Source organism: Ruegeria sp. BG7, assembly GCF_056535685.1.
In genome coordinates this window covers 2234228-2251170 of the sequence record NZ_JBQFIU010000001.1, presented here as the reverse complement: position 1 = coordinate 2251170, position 16943 = coordinate 2234228, and the positions used below count along the sequence as shown (strand labels likewise).

Genomic DNA, 16943 nt, shown 5'->3' with positions numbered 1-16943 from the left:
GTCTTTACTCCTGAATCAGATCCAGTTGGCGCATGATCTCGGGGCCTGCGCCTTTCAATGCGGGACGCTCGATCTGAGCCTGCTGCGTCAGTTCATCAATGCGGGCCTGAATGGCCTCCTGCTGGATCGTCTGCACAAGCTCTTCGCGCACAACGTCCAATTCAGGCGCTTCGGTCTTGCGCTTGTCGTTCAGCTTGACCAGATGCCAGCCAAATTGGGTCTGAACCGGGTCCGAGATCTGCCCTTTTTCCAACGCGATCACGGCACCTTCGAATTCGGGTACCATCTGGCCTTTGCCGAACCAGCCAAGCGCACCTCCGTTTGGGCCGGACGGTCCGGTCGAGTTCTCGCGTGCAAGCTCGGCAAAGTCGGCACCATCATCCAACTGCGCCTTCAGCTCTTTTGCTTTTTCCTCGGTCTCGACCAGAATATGGCTGGCGTCAAATTCATCTTCGCCCGCGAAATCTTTGAACTGCGCATCATAGGCCGCCTGAATGGCCTCATCCGTGACGGCAGCTTCCGTCAACGCAGTGACAGTCTGTACTGCACGCAACGAGCGTTTTTCATTTTCCAACCGCAGGGCGTTTTCGGTGGTCAGATCTTCCTGCTGCTGGCCCAGCAGTTGCTGTTGAATCATCTGCTCCAGCACAAAGTCGAACAGAACATCATCTTCAGCCTGCAGGTACTGCTGAGGCAGCGCAGCAACGGTCGCAATCAAGTGACCAAGTGTGATTTCGTCGCCATTCACACGTGCCAAAACTGTGGACGCGTCGGGCTTGGTTTCGGCGGCCAGCGGCAGTGCCATCATGGCAGTCAGAGCCAGCGATGGCAGAAAAGTGAGGCCTTTGGGCATTGAATCATCCTATTTCCTTGCCGCGACAGGGCGCAGCGTTGACACTCTGGAACCTGCCGCTTACATCGCTTTGAAGCCTTGGACAGGGCCGCCTTTCACCCCCCGTATCTATGGGTTGCGCGCAAGGTGGGCAAGCCTGTCGAAACCAAGACAAGAACAGATCCGCTGGAGTGAACATGCTGGGACTCGGAACGCTCGCCAAAAAGGTGTTCGGAACACCGAACGACCGCAAGATCAAGGCGACCCGCCCCCTGATCGAAAAGATCAACGCATTGGAGCCAGAGTTTGAAAAACTGTCGGATCAGGGCCTGATCGACAAGACCGAGGAACTACGCAAGCGCGCTCTGGATGGCGAAAGCCTGGATGATCTGCTGCCCGAAGCCTTTGCAAACGTGCGCGAAGGGGCCAAGCGTGCTTTGGGCCTGCGCGGCTTTGACGTGCAGTTGATGGGCGGCATCTTCCTGCATCAGGGCAACATCTCGGAAATGAAGACGGGTGAAGGTAAGACACTGGTTGCAACCTTCCCTGCCTATCTGAACGCGCTGACCGGCAAGGGTGTGCATGTGGTCACAGTGAACGAATACCTGGCCAAGCGCGACTCGGAATGGATGGGCAAAGTATTTGCCGCTGTGGGCATGACCACGGGCGTGATCTGGTCGGGTCAGCCCGATCCAGAAAAGATGGCCGCATATAAGTGCGACATCACCTACGCCACCAACAACGAACTGGGTTTCGATTATCTGCGCGACAACATGAAGGCAGATCTGGAACAGGTTTATCAGAAACACCACAACTTCGCGATTGTGGACGAGGTCGACTCGATTCTGATCGACGAGGCGCGGACGCCGCTGATCATCTCGGGACCCGCACAGGACCGCTCGGATCTGTACACCGCGATTGACGCGCTGATTCCAACGCTCAGCGATGATCATTTCACGCTGGATGAAAAGTCGCGCAATGTGACGTTCACCGATGAGGGCAACGAGTTTCTGGAAGCTCAGCTGCTTGAGACCGGGCTGATACCAGAAGGCCATTCCTTGTATGACCCGGAAAGCACGACAGTCGTGCACCACGTCAATCAGGGCCTTCGCGCACACAAGTTGTTCCAACGCGACAAAGACTACATCGTGCGTGACGGCAACGTTGTTCTGATCGACGAGTTCACCGGCCGCATGATGCCGGGCCGCCGCCTGTCTGAAGGCCTGCACCAGGCGATTGAGGCCAAGGAAGGTGTGCAGATCCAGCCCGAAAACGTGACGCTGGCCAGCGTGACCTTCCAGAACTACTTCCGCCTGTATGACAAGCTGGGCGGTATGACCGGGACCGCGTTGACCGAGGCTGAGGAATTTCAGGAAATCTACGGTCTGGGCGTGATCGAGGTTCCAACCAACAAGCCAATTGCCCGGATCGACGAGGACGATCAGGTCTATCGCACCGCAATGGAAAAATACGGTGCAATGATCAGCGAAACCCAAAAGGCTCAGGAAAAAGGCCAGCCTGTTTTGCTGGGCACTACGTCCATTGAGAAATCTGAACTGTTGAGCCAAATGCTGACCAAAGAAGGCATCGAGCACAATGTTCTGAACGCCCGTCAGCACGAGCAAGAGGCGCAAATCGTTGCGGATGCAGGCCGTTTGGGTGCCGTGACAATTGCCACAAACATGGCCGGTCGTGGTACCGACATTCAACTCGGCGGCAATGTCGAAATGAAAGTACTGAAGGCACTGGCCGAAAACCCCGAGGCTGATCCATCCGAACTGCGGGCCGCAGAAGAAGCGCGCCACGCTGAGGAAAAAGAAAAGGTTCTGGCGGCGGGCGGCCTGTACGTCATGGCGTCTGAACGCCACGAAAGCCGCCGCATCGACAACCAGCTGCGTGGTCGTTCGGGCCGTCAGGGCGATCCGGGCCGCACTGTGTTCTACCTGAGCCTTGAAGACGATTTGATGCGTATCTTTGGCTCGGAACGTCTGGACAAGGTTCTGACGACGCTAGGCATGAAAGAAGGCGAGGCGATCGTCCACCCTTGGGTGAACAAGTCGCTGGAACGTGCGCAATCTAAGGTCGAAGGCCGCAACTTTGACATGCGGAAAAACGTTCTCAAGTTCGACGACGTGATGAACGATCAGCGTAAGGTGATCTTTAGCCAACGCCGCGAAATCATGTCAGCCAATGACTTGTCCGAGATCGTCTCGGATATGCGTGAACAGGTGATCGACGATCTGATCGACGAATATATGCCGCCAAAGTCCTATGCGGACCAGTGGGATACAGACGGGCTGCATGAAGCAATCAAAGACAAGCTGACCGTCGACGCGCCGGTTCAGGACTGGGCCGCTGAGGAAGGCGTGGACGACGAACAGGTGCGCGAGCGTCTCATCAAGACCGCAGATGAGATGATGGCGCAAAAAGCCGTCGCCTTTGGTCCGGAAAACATGCGCAACATCGAAAAACAGGTATTGCTGCAAACCATCGACAGCAAATGGCGCGAGCACTTGTTGACGCTGGAACATTTGCGTTCGGTTGTCGGTTTTCGCGGTTACGCCCAGCGCGATCCGCTGAACGAATACAAAAACGAAAGCTTCCAGTTGTTCGAAGGGATGCTGGACAGCTTGCGCGAAACCGTCACGCAGCAATTGTCGCGCGTGCGCCCCCTGACTGAGGAAGAGCAGAAAGAGATGCTTGCCCAGATGGCGGCACAGCAGGCACAGGCGCAACAGGCGGTGGACAAAGCCGCTGGTCAGGCCGAAGCCAAAGCCGAAGCTGCGGCATCTGGCGATGCGTTGCCCGGGTTTGATGAGACTGACCCGTCAACCTGGGGGAACCCGTCGCGGAACGATCCCTGCCCCTGCGGGTCCGGCAAAAAGTTCAAACACTGCCACGGTCGATTGACCTAACGTTAACGCCCTCTGTTCACAATGAGTCCGCCTCGCGGCCACAAATTAGCCGCGATTCGTAGCGAGAGTGCAAGCTGCTCCTTCAACTGGGGAGGGTGTCTTGTTTGTAGTTCGCAACTACGTGACCATGTGCGGAACGGTGGCATGTGCTTTGGGCATCGGCTACCTGATGCAAAACGGACCTTCTGCGCAGCGTAACGCCGCGCAGGCGGGTATTGATGTCGCATCGGCATCAGAACAGTCTTCGGTTTTGTCCGGGCTGGAGGATATCGTTTTGACCTCGGCCACACCGTCTGACGCAATTCCCGGCAATGCACCTCCTGTACCTCGTGGGGTTCCCTCTGCGGTCAGACCGACAGATTGCAACATCAGCGCCCGCGCTACCGCTGTTCCGGGCGCGATGGCCCGCCTGACACTTAAAGCGCCTTGTAACGCGGAAGAACGGGTCGAGGTCCATCATAGCGGCCTGACGGTAAGTCAGATGACTGACACGTCCGGTGCGCTGCAAATGACGATCCCGGCCTTGTCGGAATATGCGATTTTTCTGATTTCATTCGAAGACGAAACCGGCACTGTCGCCACCACTCACGTTTCTGACATTGCCAAGTACAATCGCGTTGCCCTGCAATGGCAGGGTGAGACCGAATTGCAGATCCATGCTCTGGAGTTCGGCGCCAGCTATGGCGGCGATGGCCACGTGTGGGATGATGCTTCGGCGCAAGGAACAGGCGACATTGTGCGACTTGGTCAACAGGGATTGAGCAAAACGCAGAATATCGAAGTTTATTCCTTCCCGTCCGGCGCTTCAGATCGGTCTGGCACAATCAATCTGACGGTCGAAGCAGAAGTGACCGAGGCAAATTGCGGGCATACTCTGAACGTGCAAGCGTTAGAACTTTTGTCAGACCGCCGCCTACGATCCCGCGACATGTCGCTGGACCTGCCCGATTGTTCACACGCAGGTGAGTTTCTGGTGTTGAATAATCTGCTCTCAGACCTGACAATCGCGGCAAAGTAATCCGCAGGCAGGTTTGACTCTCTTATGACATTATTCCGTGTAGCGGCAGCTGCGCTGATTTCATTTGCCACCGGCGCTTTGGCGCAGGACATCACGCTGACGTCGCATGACGGCAAGGTCGAAATAACCGGCAATCTGCTGGGTTTTGACGGCGAGTTTTATCGCGTTGAGACTCAGTTTGGCCCGCTGACAGTAGATGGCTCTGGCGTCACCTGCGACGGCCCCGCCTGTCCAAACCTGACGGATTTTGTTGCTGAGCTGTGGTTTTCCGGCTCATCCGTTATGGCTGAAACGGTTCTTCCCGCACTCATTATAGGGTTCGCACAGCAAGAGAACCTAACAGCAACCCCAGCCCGCGTAGATTCGGACAGCTTTGTCTATGAGCTCAGGCAGGCTGACCGCTCAGCACCACTTGCACGGTTTTATTTTGACGTTGGAACAACGGCGCGTGGGTTCAGGGATCTGGTTGCGGGTCAGACAGATATTGTGATGGCCCAGCGGGAGGTGCGCGAGTCAGAACGAGAGGAAGCCGAAGCCACAGGTCTGGGCGATCTGAAGCGGGCGCGGCGCTCGCGCGTCATTGCGTTGGACGCTATGGTCCCGGTGGTCGCTGCCGACAGCATGATGCAGCAAATCTCGATGGCGGATTTGGCCCGCGTTCTATCCGGGGATGTGACCAATTGGATGGATTTGGGCGGCCCGGACGCACCGATTGCCCTGCATGTCCCGGAAATGGGATCCGGGCTTGCACAAGCTGTTGAAGACCAGGTCCTGAAAACCGTGGACGCGGAGTTATCACCGACAGCGATCCCGCACAGCCGAATCCGCGATCTGACAGATGCTGTGGCCAAAGACCCCTTTTCAATTGGGATAGCCAGCAAAGCCACAGCTGATGGCACGCGCCCCCTGCCGTTGACCGGAGGCTGCGGGCATCCGCTTGCCGCCACCCGACAATCAATCAAGACCGAGGATTATCCGCTGACCCTGCCGATGTTCCTCTACCTGCCGGATCGACGCCTGCCACGGATCGCGCGGCAGTTTCTGGCATATACCCAAGGCCCCGGCGCACAGATGGCGATACGGGGCGCTGGTTATGTGGATCAATCGCCTGAAACTCTGCCAATTGGCGTGCAGGGCGACCGGCTTGCCAACGCTATTGTTACCGGCGGCGCTGAGGTCGAACTGGAAGAATTGCAGCGTATGATCGACACGCTGCGTCCGCTGTCGCGCCTGTCCTTGTCCGTTCGGTTTGAACCCGGATCATCGCGGCCCGATGCGCAGTCTCGTTCAAACATTCAACACTTGGCGCAAATGCTTGAAACCGGAACGCTGAAGGCGCGCAAGCTGGTGTTTGCTGGCTTCAGCGACGGTGATGGCGGGGCCGCTGCCAATGCCCGCATCGCCTTGCGGCGCGCTCAAACCGTGAGAAATACTGTGCTGGCGGCAATGGAATCGTCATTGCCCGAGGGTATCGAGATATCTGCCGAAGGGTTTGGTGAAGCGATGCCAATGGCGTGCGATGACACCGAATGGGGCCGCAAAGTTAACCGTCGGGTCGAAATCTGGGTTCAGTAAGCGCTACAGGAATCCTTCCGATCGAAAACTCAATTCGGTCGATTTCCCAATGATCAGATGATCGTGCAAGGTTAGCCCCAACGCCGAACACGCATCCTGAATACGGTTGGTCATATCTATATCCGACTGCGAAGGCGTTGGGTCACCAGACGGATGGTTATGGACCAAAATCAAAGCCGAAGCATTCAACTCCAGCGCGCGTTTGGCAACCTCGCGCGGATAGACCGGCACGTGATCAACGGTGCCTTTGGCTTGCTCTTCATCTGCGATCAGAACGTTTTTTCGATCCAGATAAAACACCCGAAACTGCTCGGTCTCACGATGGGCCATGGTGGTGTGACAATAGTCCAGCAGCGCATCCCAGCCCGAGATCACATGCCGCTGCATCACCCGCGCACGCGCCATCCTGTGGGCGCAAGCCTCAAGGATTTTAAGGTCGGTGACCACCGAATCGCCCACGCCCTTGATCTGGCGCAGTCGTTCTTCGGGCGCGGTCAACACGCGGTTGAAATCGCCAAACGCATCCATCAACGCACGCGCCAGCGGCTTCACGTCTTGTCGCGGGATGGATCGGAACAGCACCAGTTCCAGCAACTCGTAATCCGGCATTGCCGCTGACCCACCTGCCATGAACCGTTCGCGCAGCCGCTTGCGATGGTCTTTGATGTAGGAGGGTAACCGACCAGAGGGCAGCGGCTGCGCGGGCGCTTCGTCCGTGTCAAACAGCATAGGGGCTTCGGCAAAGGCGTTCTGGGTCATAGCTTCACCCTGACGCAGAATCGGTTTCTGATTGGTTAACGCGCCTCGCCTGCCATGCGCGCGGTGGCGCGGCGGACGATCATATGCAGAAGGATCGAGAACACACCCAGCGTCAGCATTGCCGCAAACATCAGGTCGGTCTTGGCGCGGCCATTGGCCAGCAGCATCAGATAGCCCAAACCTTGCGACGAGCCGACCCATTCGCCAATCACCGCCCCGATCGGAGCATAAACCGCCGCCAGACGCATGCCCGAAGCCAGCGAAGGCAGCGCCGCCGGAATACGGATGTGCCACAGCACCGACCGTTTGCTGGCCTGCATCGTGCGCGCCAGATCCAGATAACCCGGTGGCGTACGCATCAGCCCATCAAAAAACGACGAGGTGATCGGGAAATAGATGATCAGCACCGCCATCGCGACCTTGGACCACAGACCATAGCCAAGCCACAGGGTCAGCAACGGTGCCAGTGCAAAAACCGGCAGCGCCTGAGTGAACACCAGCATGGGCTGCACCAAAACCCGCGCGGCGCGCGAATTCGCCAATTGAAGCGCTGTGATGACGCCCAGAACCGTTCCGACAGCCAAGCCTATGACAACTTCAACTGCGGTGATCCACGCATGTTCGGCGATCAACCATCTGTTTTGCCACCAGGTTTCGGCCACCAAAGCGGGGCCGGGCAGAATGAATTTTGGCAAACCTGTCAGGGTCACGATCCCTTGCCACATGATCAATGCAAACAGTGTAGCTGCGAGGGCCGACAGGTACTTCATACTGCGTCCTCCCGCAGAAGTCGCAGCAACGCACCCTGAGTTTCCAGCGTTTCCAGATCATCCACGCTGCGTGGGGCCGGAGCATGAGGCGGGTCGCAAGGGGTCAGGCCGTGTTCGGTCATGACAACAATGGACTGCCCCAAGCGCGCGGCTTCACCGGGGTCATGCGTGACCAAAAGGACAGTTCGCCCTGCCAGAGCCTCGGCCGCCAAATCCTGCATATCGGCGCGGGTCCGGGCGTCGAGCGCTGAAAACGGCTCATCCAACAGCACGATAGGCCGATCTTCCATCAGCGTACGGGCCAGCGCGACGCGCTGTCTTTGGCCCCCCGACAGCTCGGTCGGTTTCTTGGTCATGTGATCCTGCAGGCGCATCCGTTTGATCAGGCGGTCACGCCGATCCAGATCAGGCTTTTCGCCCCGCAGCCGCGCACCAAGTGAAACGTTCTGCGCCACAGTCGCCCAAGGCAGAAGTAAGTCGTCCTGCGCCATGTAAGCCACCCGATCCGAGACCGGCAAACCGTCGCTTGCTGTTATCTGGCCCGAGAACTCGGCCCCGGTTTCCAGCCCGGCAATCAACCGCAAAACGGTCGTTTTTCCCACGCCCGATCCGCCCAGCAAACAGGTCCATGCCCCTGCCCCAAGGGTCAGGGTCAACGGAGCGAACAGGGTTGCGCCGTCGATTTTGGCAGACCCGTTTATGGTCAGATCAGGCGCAGGGGTCACGGGGTCAGTCCCATTTGCCAGAAATTCACTTCCAATTCCGTCGCCGTTCGGAAGGTTTGGCACAAACGATCCCAGCGGGGCGAAGATTCAAAATCTCCCCCAAGTCGCCGTGTTAGAGCCGAATCCAGCAACTCACCTACCGCTTGGCACGCGCCTTGATACTCTTCACCGGCATAGGTGTTGATCCAGTCGCGATAGGTCTCGGACGTCGCTTCCTCCGCCAACCGCGCACCGATCTCGCCATAGCCCATAACGCAGGGGGCCAACGCTGCCAGCAGGTCCAGCAGATCGCCGCTGTATCCCGCTTCGAGGACGAACCGCGTATATGCAAGATTTTCGGCGCGCTCGGGGGTGGCGAACAATTCATCCTGTGAGATTCCAGCAGCCTCACAGATACCGATGTGCAGTTGCATTTCTTCCGCGACCAAAGCGTTCACGGTGCCAACCGCTGTCAGCATTTCGGAATGCGTTTCCGATTTCACTACCGCCAAAGCCCAGGCACGAGAAAAATGGATCAGAAACACGTAATCCTGTCGCAGATAGTGAAGAAACGCCTCACGCGGCAGCGTGCCGTCTTTCATTCCTTCGACAAAGGCGTGGCGGGTATAGTCCCGCCACGGCCCCTGCGCCGCATCACGCATCAGCGTGAAGGCTTTGCCATACCCGTTCATTGCGCGGTCACGTCGATGGTCAGATCACTGACCGGAAGGATACTGTCGATCATGCCGCTTTCATTCAGGAACGCCTCGAACCGGGCATAGCGACCGGCATCAAAGCCTGCGGGGCGCAGTGCAAAACGTGGCAGCGTGTCGACCCAGGCGCGGGCGTTCAGCTCATCTTGCAGTTCAGGTGACGTGCTTGCGAAGATCTCCCAGCTTTTTTCCGGGTTGTTGACGATATACTGGGTCGCCTTTTCGGTCGCGGCCAAAAAGCGGGCGATCTTGTCTTTGTCCATCGTCTCGGGGTTGGCGACATAAATCAGTTCGTCGTAGGATGGCACGCCTTCTTCCTCGATGTAAAAACAAGTGCCCGGACGACCTTCGATATCCATCTGGTTGAGTTCAAAGTTACGGTAAGCCCCGATAACCGCGTCGACCTGACCGGTCATCAGCGAGGGCGAGAGCGAGAAGTTGACGTTGATCAGCTCCACATCGTCCAGAGCAACGTCATATTTGCCCAGAACGGTGCCAAGGATGGCCTCTTCGACACCTGCGACAGAGAAACCGATCTTCTTGCCCTTGAGGTCGGCGGGCGATTTGATCGGGCCGTCTTCCAGCACCAAAAGGCAGTTCAAGGGTGTTGCAACCAGCGTGCCAACGCGTTTCAGGGGCAGGCCCTCGTGGATTTGCAGATGTAGCTGCGGCTGATACGACACGGCCAGTTCTGCCTGACCGGCAGCTACCAGACGCGGCGGGGCGGACGGGTCCGCAGGTGGGACGATTTCAACCTCAAGCCCCTGCTCGGCGAAATAGCCGTTTTCCTGCGCCACAATAATAGGGCCGTGGTCAGGGTTGATAAACCAATCCAGCAGAACGGTCATCTTGTCTTCGGCCCAAGCTGGCACGGCGGCCAGAAGGGCAATGGCTGTCATCAGCTTTTTCATGTCTCGCGTTTCCTTTTCACTCACGAGGTTGAGGCCGCGACAAGGACGATCTCGCCCGGCCAATCTGGTTGTAACTGTTCGGCGGCGCGCCAAGACCGCAGGCCCGTCGCGCAGCAAAGTGCAAGCCTTTTGCCTTTGTTAGGGTCTAACTTGTGAAGTTCATTCGGCAAAAAGCGAGCGGCGTTTGGATGGGTTGCAATCGGCGCTTCTTCGACACCGCGCAGCTCCACGATCTGGTCGGTATCCGTCAGTTGACTGGCAGAGAGGAACCGAAAGCACGTATTCGGCTCGGGTGCATCGTCAAACCGGAACCCAGTACTGCGCAGGGTACGCGCGTCATACTGCACCATCTGCCCCAAAGGTGACGGCTCCAACCCGAGGATCAGGTTCAGCACCATCTGCGCCTGCATCGCCCCGATCACGCCAACCACAGGACCCAGAACGCCCGCTGTCGCGCAACTGGCCCCACTGTCCGGCGCATCCGGGAACACAGCGCGCAGGGATGGCGCACCGCCACAGAACCCGCCGACATAGCCGGAAAGCCCCAGAACCGATGCGCTGATCAACGGTTTGTCTTGCTCCAGGCACGTGTCCGACAGGATATAGCTGGCCGCGTGACTGTCAGCGCAATCCAAAACGGCATCGGCTTGCGCGACCAGAGAGGCCGCATTTTCACTGGTAAGCGCGTGATTGAAGGCAACAACTTCAACCTCGGAATTCAACGCGCGGCACCGGTCGGCGGCCCGCTCTGCCTTGGGCTGTCCGCAATCGGCCTCAGCAAACAAGGTTTGCCGATGCAGATTCGACAGGTCCACGTTGTCACCATCTACAATCGTGATCTGCCCCAAACCAGCCCCGGCCAAAAGCGGAAGGACCGGCGCGGCCAACCCGCCCGCGCCAACCACGAGAACATGAGCCGAAGTCAGGCGACCCTGCCCTTCTTCGCCCACTTCTGGCAAAAGCGTCTGACGGGCATAGCGGCTCATCGCGTGGCCTCGATCCACGCGCGCACCCGCGCTTCGGGGTCAGCATTCAGAGTAATGTCCGTCACGGCCGAGACAATATCGGCCCCGGCCTCTATAACACCTGCCGCGCGCTCAACACTCATACCACCGATGCCCACCAAGGGAATGTCGCCAACGCGAGCCTTCCATTCGGTCACGCGGGGCAGGCCCTGTTGATGCCATTTCATCTTTTTCAGGATGGTTGGATAGACGGGCCCTAACGCCACATAGTCGGGATCCATGGCCAACACGCGCTCAAGCTCATCATCGTCATGGGTAGAAACGCCCAGCTTTAGACCCGCTTTTCGGATGGCTTTCAGATCTGCATCGTCCAGATCCTCTTGCCCCAGATGAACCCAGTCGCACCCCAGATCAATGGCATGTTGCCAGTAATCATTGATCACCAGAACCGACCCATGATCGCGGCACAAATCGCGCGAAGCCGCTATCTGGTCGCGCACCTCATCATCCGGCTGATCCTTGACGCGCAGCTGCACCAGCTTGATACCCAGCGGCAACATCCGTCGCAGCCAGTCCGAGTGATCGAAGATCGGATAAAAACGGTCCAGCGTCATGACAGGAATGCCTTTCCAACAACAGGGGTAGAAGGTTCAGCCATATCGCGCGCCTCGATCGGGTCAGCCTGATGGGCCAACTGCCCGGCCAGCGTCGCCTGCGCCATCGCTTTGGCCATCAGAACAGGATCCCCGGCGCGAGCCACGGCAGTGTTCAACAGCACGGCGTCATAGCCCAGCTCCATCGCGTGGGCCGCATGGCTGGGCAGGCCAATACCGGCATCGACCACCAGTGGAACGTCCGGAAACTCGGCCCGCATCGCGCGCAAGGCATATTCGTTGTTCAGACCACGCCCAGACCCAATCGGCGCGCCCCAAGGCATCAGCACCTCGCACCCTGCTTCCAGCAGGCGTTCGCCCACGATCAGATCATCGGTGGTATAGGGAAAAACCTGAAACCCGTCTTCAGTCAGGATGCGGGCGGCTTCGACCAACTGGAACACATCCGGTTGCAGGCTGTCGGTGTGTCCAATCAGTTCCAGCTTGATCCACGGGGTCTCAAACACCTCACGGGCCATATGGGCCGTGGTCACAGCCTCTTTCACTGTGTGGCAACCAGCGGTGTTGGGCAGGATCAGGACGCCCAGTTCCCGGATCATCTGCCAAAAGGTCTGCCCGGCACCGGATTCACGGCGCAAGGATACGGTTGCAACACCCGCACCACTGTCGCGGAAAGCCTGCTCCAAAATGGCCGGGCTGGGATACTGGGCCGTGCCGAGCATCAAAGGGTTGGGCAGTTCGGTTCCGTAGAAGGTCTTCATGCTCACCCTCCCTGCATCGGTGCAACAACTTCGACCCGGTCGCCATCGGCCAGTTCGTGCGCAATGCGTAGACTGGACGGCACGAAATCCTCGTTCACTGCGGTGGCAACGCGGCCAGTGAAGCCGCATTCGTCCAGCAGCTCGGCCAGGGTTTCGGCGCGTACGTCCCGCGCCTCTCCGTTAAGCACGATCTTCATCGACCATCTCCGAATGTGTGTTGTCCAACGCCAGATCCGCCACACCCTGCGCCAACGCCGGGGCCAGCAGGTAACCGTGTCGATAAAGCCCGTTGGCATAGATTGTCCTGCCCAAGCGGCGGATGCGGGGCAAATTATCGGGAAAGGCGGGGCGCAGGTCGACGCCGATTTCCAGCACCTCAGCCTCACCAAAGGCCGGGTTCAGGGCATAAGCCGCGCTGAGCAGTTCCAGCATGGACCGGGCCGTGATGCGGCTGCTGTCTTCGCTTTCGATCATGGTCGCACCCAGCATGTAGATGCCATCGCCCCTCGGCACGATGTAAAGCGGCATTCGAGGGTGCAACAGGCGCACAGGACGGTTCAGCGTCACGTCGGGGCAGCGTACGACCAGCATCTCGCCCTTCACGCCCCGCAGATCGTGAAGATATTCGCGCGCGTGCAAGCCGCGGCAGTCGATTGCGTTTCCAAGTTGTGCTGGGGCCAGTTTCCGGTGGAACTCCACCCCTTGATCTTTCAGACCTCGATAGAGGTCCTGCAACGCCTGACGGGGGTCAAGATGAGCTTCTTGGTCAAAGAACAGGCCCTTCCCAAACCCGTGTAGGTCAGGCTCTAACTCAGTGAGTTTCGCGCGATCTACATCAACAAACGCCTCAGTCCGGCGCGCAAACCTGCGCAGGTCGGGCAGGTCTCGTGTATTGGCGACAACCAGCGTACCGCACCGCTGTACCTGTGTGCGACCAGCCCACCAGTCGATTGCCTGCTGACCCAGTCTCAGCACCGGTTCTTCCGCGTTTTCATATTCACACCAGGGGGCCAGCATGCCCCCGGCCCACCACGAACACCCGTGCGGGCCAGGCGGGCCGCCGGGATCAAACACCTGCACCTTCGCGCCGCGCGACACCAGTTCGCTGGCGACGGCCAGACCGGCAACCCCGGCTCCTATGACAGACCAGACGGTCACTTGGGCCAGACCTGATGGAAATGATGCACCGGACCATGCCCGGAACCCACGTTCAGCTCATCTGCGCGTCCAATCGCGCCTTGCAGGTATTCATGCGCCTGCGCAGCGGCCTCCTTCAAAGGCAGACCCTTTGCTAAACCAGCGGCAATCGAGGATGACAAGGTGCATCCGGTCCCATGCGTGTTTTTGGTGTTCAGGCGCGGGGCCAGAAACTCTGCCACGATACCTGTCGGGTCGATCAGCAAATCATGACACACCTCGCCCGCACCATGACCGCCTTTCATCACCACAGCGCGCGCACCCAAGGCGCAAAGAGCCTGACCCTGAGCGGCCATCTCCTCGGGCGTTTCGGCCTCTTGTGCATCCAACAGGCAAGCGGCTTCGGGCAGATTTGGGGTCAAAACCGTCGCCATCGGCAACAGCATATCGCGCAAGGTTTGAATTGCCTCTTGCGCCAGCAAGGCGTCACCGGACTTGGCGATCATCACCGGGTCCAGAACAATGGGGCCTTGAAAGTCAGCCAGCCCCTTGGCAACGGATTGAATGATCTCGGGTGTAGCCAGCATACCGATCTTTACGGCTTTGACGTCCAGATCGCCCAGCACTGCGTGAATTTGCGCCTCGATCACGTCCAGAGGGATACCATGCACCGCTGTGACGGCCTGTGTGTTCTGTGCGGTGACAGCGGTGATCACGCTGGCCCCAAAAACACCAAGTGCTGACATGGCCTTCAGATCGGCCTGTATCCCGGCACCGCCGCCGCTGTCGGATCCCGCAATGGTCAAGGCAATTGCAGCCATGTCGTCGCTCCATCTTCTTTGGGCAACGATGTAGGAAAACTGTCTGCATTCATAAGACCGTTCCCTACGCCGGAATTGCCCGGATCAGGTTCGATGGGTTAGCGCAGCCGCGCCTCTCAGCCCTGCGATCAGGGCACCCCAACGGTTGGCGCAGACAATCTCAGCCGCCGACGCCAAACGCAAGAGCCAATTGGGCGTAATCAGCCTGCAAACTGGATATATCGCTGACCCGTTTTGTCACACGCATAGCAGGGCGGCAGGCGCACAATGAAAGAGGCGCGGCACCCGGGACCGGGAAACCGCGCCTTTTATCGGTCTAAAAGCAATCAGACGCGCGTTGACGTCTGATTCAAATCGATCAGCTTTTACCTTTCCAGGGCACCAGAACACGTTCGGCCCAGCGCATCAGCATGTCGATACCGAAGCCGATGACGCCAATCAGGATGATACCCATGATCACGATGTCGGTGTTCTGAAATTTCGAGGCAACCATGATCATCATGCCAGCCCCTTTTTCAGCAGCGACCAGTTCTGCAGCAACAACCGTGCCCCAGCAGACGCCCATCGCAACCCGCGCACCGGTGAAGATCTCGGGCAGCGAGTTGGGGATGATCACATAGCGCATCACCTGCCACTTTGACGCCCCAAGGGAATAGGCCGCGTGTACCTTCGAGATGTTCACGCCGGACACACCAGAACGGGCCGCAATCGCCATGATCCACAGCGCCGCCAGGAACAGCAGGATGATCTTGCCGCCCTCACCAATCCCGGCCCAGATGATCACCAGCGGGATCAAGGCCAGCGGCGGAACCGGGCGCATGAATTCGACGATCGGGTCGAACCATCCACGGAACCAGTTGGACAGGCCCATTGCATATCCCAACGGAATGCCCACAAGCGATCCCAGAAGGAAGCCCACGATCACGCGGAACAGCGAATAGCCCAGATGCTCCCAAAGGGTGAAGTTCCGGAAGCCTTCGCTGGCAATCTCGCCCAGCCGTTCGAAAACGTTTTCCGGTGCGGGCAGCCAGATCGGTTCCATCTGCCAGCCTTTGTCCGGGTCAATATTGAGTGTGCCACGCTGCGACATGACCACACGGCCGAAATCGGTGTTCACGACGCCACCCGGTTCAATCGGCTGACCATTCACAGCAACGATCTTGGCCCCCTCGTCGCGGCCGACCTCATCATTTCGGTCAAGACGGGCCAGTTTGCTGCGATAAGCCTGAACCACTACGGCATCGTCTTTGGCAAATCCGTCGCCGGGTGCGACCTCGGGTTCGTCCACCGGTGCGTCCGCAGGGTGTACAATTACCGTCACCGTGGCGTCATCGGTCTGACCATCTGCCGTTTCCACCGTGTAGGTGAACGTACCTTCTCCGACATACGGCCCCGGCGCGTGCAAGAACGACGGCAACAAGGCCGACCCGGTGAATGCGCCCCATAGCACGAAGATGGCGATGATTGAGATGATTGACGCCTTACGATCCGAGACAACGGCGCTTTCATCGCCAAAGGTGACCGTCTTTAGAGATGTGAAATCATGGCGGTCTGTGCCTGCAGTCACCAGTTTGACCACAAAGAAAGCGCCGATGAATATCGCGATATAGATCAGAATGGGGATCATTGCGCTGCCTCCGTCCGACCCATGATTTCTTCTTCCATGTCCCAGATCATGCCCAGAATCTCTTCGCGGTTGGTGGCGAAGTCAGGGTGTTTCTTGACCTCACGCAGATCCTGGTCGACGCCCATATCTGCGAAGGGAAGGCGATATTCCTTGTGAATGCGCCCCGGTCTAGGTGCCATCACCAACAGACGCTCACCCAGCAGCAGCGCCTCTTCGACAGAGTGGGTGATCAGGATGATAGTCTTGCCGGTCTCTTTCCAAAGTTTCAAAACCAGCGATTGCATTTTTTCACGGGTCAGCGCGTCCAGCGCACCCAGCGGTTCGTCCATCAGGATGACATCGGGGTCATTGGCCAGACATCGCGCCAGCGCCACACGCTGCTGCATCCCGCCAGACAATTCATAGATCGCCTTTTCCTTGAAGTCCTGAAGGCCCACGACCTCAAGCAGATGATCGACTTCGGCCGCGTATTGCGCTTCCTTCTGGCCCTTCATCCGGGGACCAAAACTTACATTGTCACGCACGCTCATCCATTCGAACAAAGCGCCTTTTTGAAACACCATGCCACGCTCGGCATCAGGGCCAGTGACCGTGTGGCCATTCATCACAATCTGCCCTTCGGTCGGGGCCAGAAAACCCGCAACGATGTTCAGCAGTGTGGTCTTGCCGCAGCCCGAGGGGCCCAGCACGCTCATCAACTCGCCTTCGTTCAGATGCAACGTGACATCTTTCAACGCCTGCACTGCCGTTCCATTGGGCAGGTCGAAGCGCATAGAGATGTTTTCGATGGATAAACCTGTCATATCCGTCTCTCTTTGATA

17 protein-coding genes and 1 riboswitch are annotated in these 16943 nt (G+C 58.4%); of the genes, 3 read left to right on the top strand and 14 right to left on the bottom strand.

The features are described 5' to 3' along the window. Window positions 1-4: 4 nt before the first annotated feature. Complete coding sequence (locus ACR3EH_RS11140) at window positions 5-853, bottom strand: peptidylprolyl isomerase (protein ID WP_171648209.1); 849 nt, start codon at window positions 851-853, stop codon at window positions 5-7. A 176-nt stretch (window positions 854-1029) separates the two neighbouring features. On the opposite strand from ACR3EH_RS11140, the gene secA reads away from it, so the two are divergent. The 3 genes from secA (at window position 1030) to ACR3EH_RS11125 (ending at window position 6340) form a co-directional block, all read left to right on the top strand. Then, entirely contained in the window at window positions 1030-3747 is a 2718-nt protein-coding gene (gene secA / locus ACR3EH_RS11135; protein ID WP_171184581.1) for a preprotein translocase subunit SecA, read from the top strand. 100 nt (window positions 3748-3847) lie between these two features. After that, entirely contained in the window at window positions 3848-4765 is a 918-nt protein-coding gene (locus ACR3EH_RS11130; RefSeq protein ID WP_171675798.1) for a hypothetical protein, read from the top strand. Between the two features lie 24 nt (window positions 4766-4789). Further along, on the top strand, window positions 4790-6340 hold the full coding sequence (locus ACR3EH_RS11125) for a phosphate ABC transporter substrate-binding/OmpA family protein (RefSeq protein WP_171184585.1): 1551 nt from the start codon (window positions 4790-4792) through the stop codon (window positions 6338-6340). A gap of 3 nt (window positions 6341-6343) precedes the next feature. On the opposite strand, the gene radC is transcribed toward ACR3EH_RS11125, so the two are convergent. From radC to ACR3EH_RS11060, 13 genes are all read right to left on the bottom strand, one after another. Next, entirely contained in the window at window positions 6344-7099 is a 756-nt protein-coding gene (gene radC / locus ACR3EH_RS11120) for a RadC family protein (RefSeq protein WP_171184587.1), read from the bottom strand. Between the two features lie 35 nt (window positions 7100-7134). Further along, on the bottom strand, window positions 7135-7869 hold the full coding sequence (locus ACR3EH_RS11115; protein WP_171184589.1) for an ABC transporter permease: 735 nt from the start codon (window positions 7867-7869) through the stop codon (window positions 7135-7137). Next, window positions 7866-8594, bottom strand: a complete 729-nt coding sequence (locus ACR3EH_RS11110; protein WP_171184591.1) for an ABC transporter ATP-binding protein — start codon at window positions 8592-8594, stop codon at window positions 7866-7868. The genes ACR3EH_RS11115 and ACR3EH_RS11110 overlap by 4 nt, the downstream gene beginning before the upstream one ends. After that, on the bottom strand, window positions 8591-9265 hold the full coding sequence (gene tenA, locus ACR3EH_RS11105; protein ID WP_171184593.1) for a thiaminase II: 675 nt from the start codon (window positions 9263-9265) through the stop codon (window positions 8591-8593). The genes ACR3EH_RS11110 and tenA overlap by 4 nt, the downstream gene beginning before the upstream one ends. Beyond that, a complete protein-coding gene (locus ACR3EH_RS11100) occupies window positions 9262-10197 on the bottom strand; it encodes an ABC transporter substrate-binding protein (protein ID WP_171092905.1) in 936 nt (311 codons plus the stop codon). Before ACR3EH_RS11100 ends, tenA begins: the two co-directional genes overlap by 4 nt. A 20-nt stretch (window positions 10198-10217) precedes the next feature. Then, entirely contained in the window at window positions 10218-11183 is a 966-nt protein-coding gene (locus ACR3EH_RS11095; protein WP_171648199.1) for a HesA/MoeB/ThiF family protein, read from the bottom strand. Next, on the bottom strand, window positions 11180-11776 hold the full coding sequence (locus tag ACR3EH_RS11090; protein ID WP_171184597.1) for a thiamine phosphate synthase: 597 nt from the start codon (window positions 11774-11776) through the stop codon (window positions 11180-11182). The genes ACR3EH_RS11095 and ACR3EH_RS11090 overlap by 4 nt, the downstream gene beginning before the upstream one ends. Then, window positions 11773-12537: a thiazole synthase gene (locus tag ACR3EH_RS11085; protein WP_171184599.1), complete on the bottom strand. Its 765-nt coding sequence runs from the start codon at window positions 12535-12537 to the stop codon at window positions 11773-11775. The genes ACR3EH_RS11090 and ACR3EH_RS11085 overlap by 4 nt, the downstream gene beginning before the upstream one ends. A gap of 2 nt (window positions 12538-12539) precedes the next feature. After that, entirely contained in the window at window positions 12540-12734 is a 195-nt protein-coding gene (gene thiS, locus ACR3EH_RS11080; protein ID WP_171184601.1) for a sulfur carrier protein ThiS, read from the bottom strand. After that, a complete protein-coding gene (thiO, locus tag ACR3EH_RS11075) occupies window positions 12718-13695 on the bottom strand; it encodes a glycine oxidase ThiO (protein ID WP_171184603.1) in 978 nt (325 codons plus the stop codon). Before thiO ends, thiS begins: the two co-directional genes overlap by 17 nt. Beyond that, on the bottom strand, window positions 13692-14495 hold the full coding sequence (gene thiD / locus ACR3EH_RS11070; RefSeq protein ID WP_171184605.1) for a bifunctional hydroxymethylpyrimidine kinase/phosphomethylpyrimidine kinase: 804 nt from the start codon (window positions 14493-14495) through the stop codon (window positions 13692-13694). The genes thiO and thiD overlap by 4 nt, the downstream gene beginning before the upstream one ends. Before the next feature lie 44 nt (window positions 14496-14539). Then, a riboswitch (TPP riboswitch) is annotated at window positions 14540-14646 on the bottom strand. Window positions 14647-14853: 207 nt separating this feature from the next. Continuing rightward, window positions 14854-16122 carry an ABC transporter permease subunit gene (locus tag ACR3EH_RS11065; protein WP_171648197.1) on the bottom strand — a complete coding sequence of 423 codons (1269 nt, stop codon included), beginning with the start codon at window positions 16120-16122 and terminating at the stop codon, window positions 14854-14856. Next, window positions 16119-16925 carry a taurine ABC transporter ATP-binding protein gene (locus ACR3EH_RS11060; protein WP_171092888.1) on the bottom strand — a complete coding sequence of 269 codons (807 nt, stop codon included), beginning with the start codon at window positions 16923-16925 and terminating at the stop codon, window positions 16119-16121. The genes ACR3EH_RS11065 and ACR3EH_RS11060 overlap by 4 nt, the downstream gene beginning before the upstream one ends. Window positions 16926-16943 lie beyond the last annotated feature (18 nt).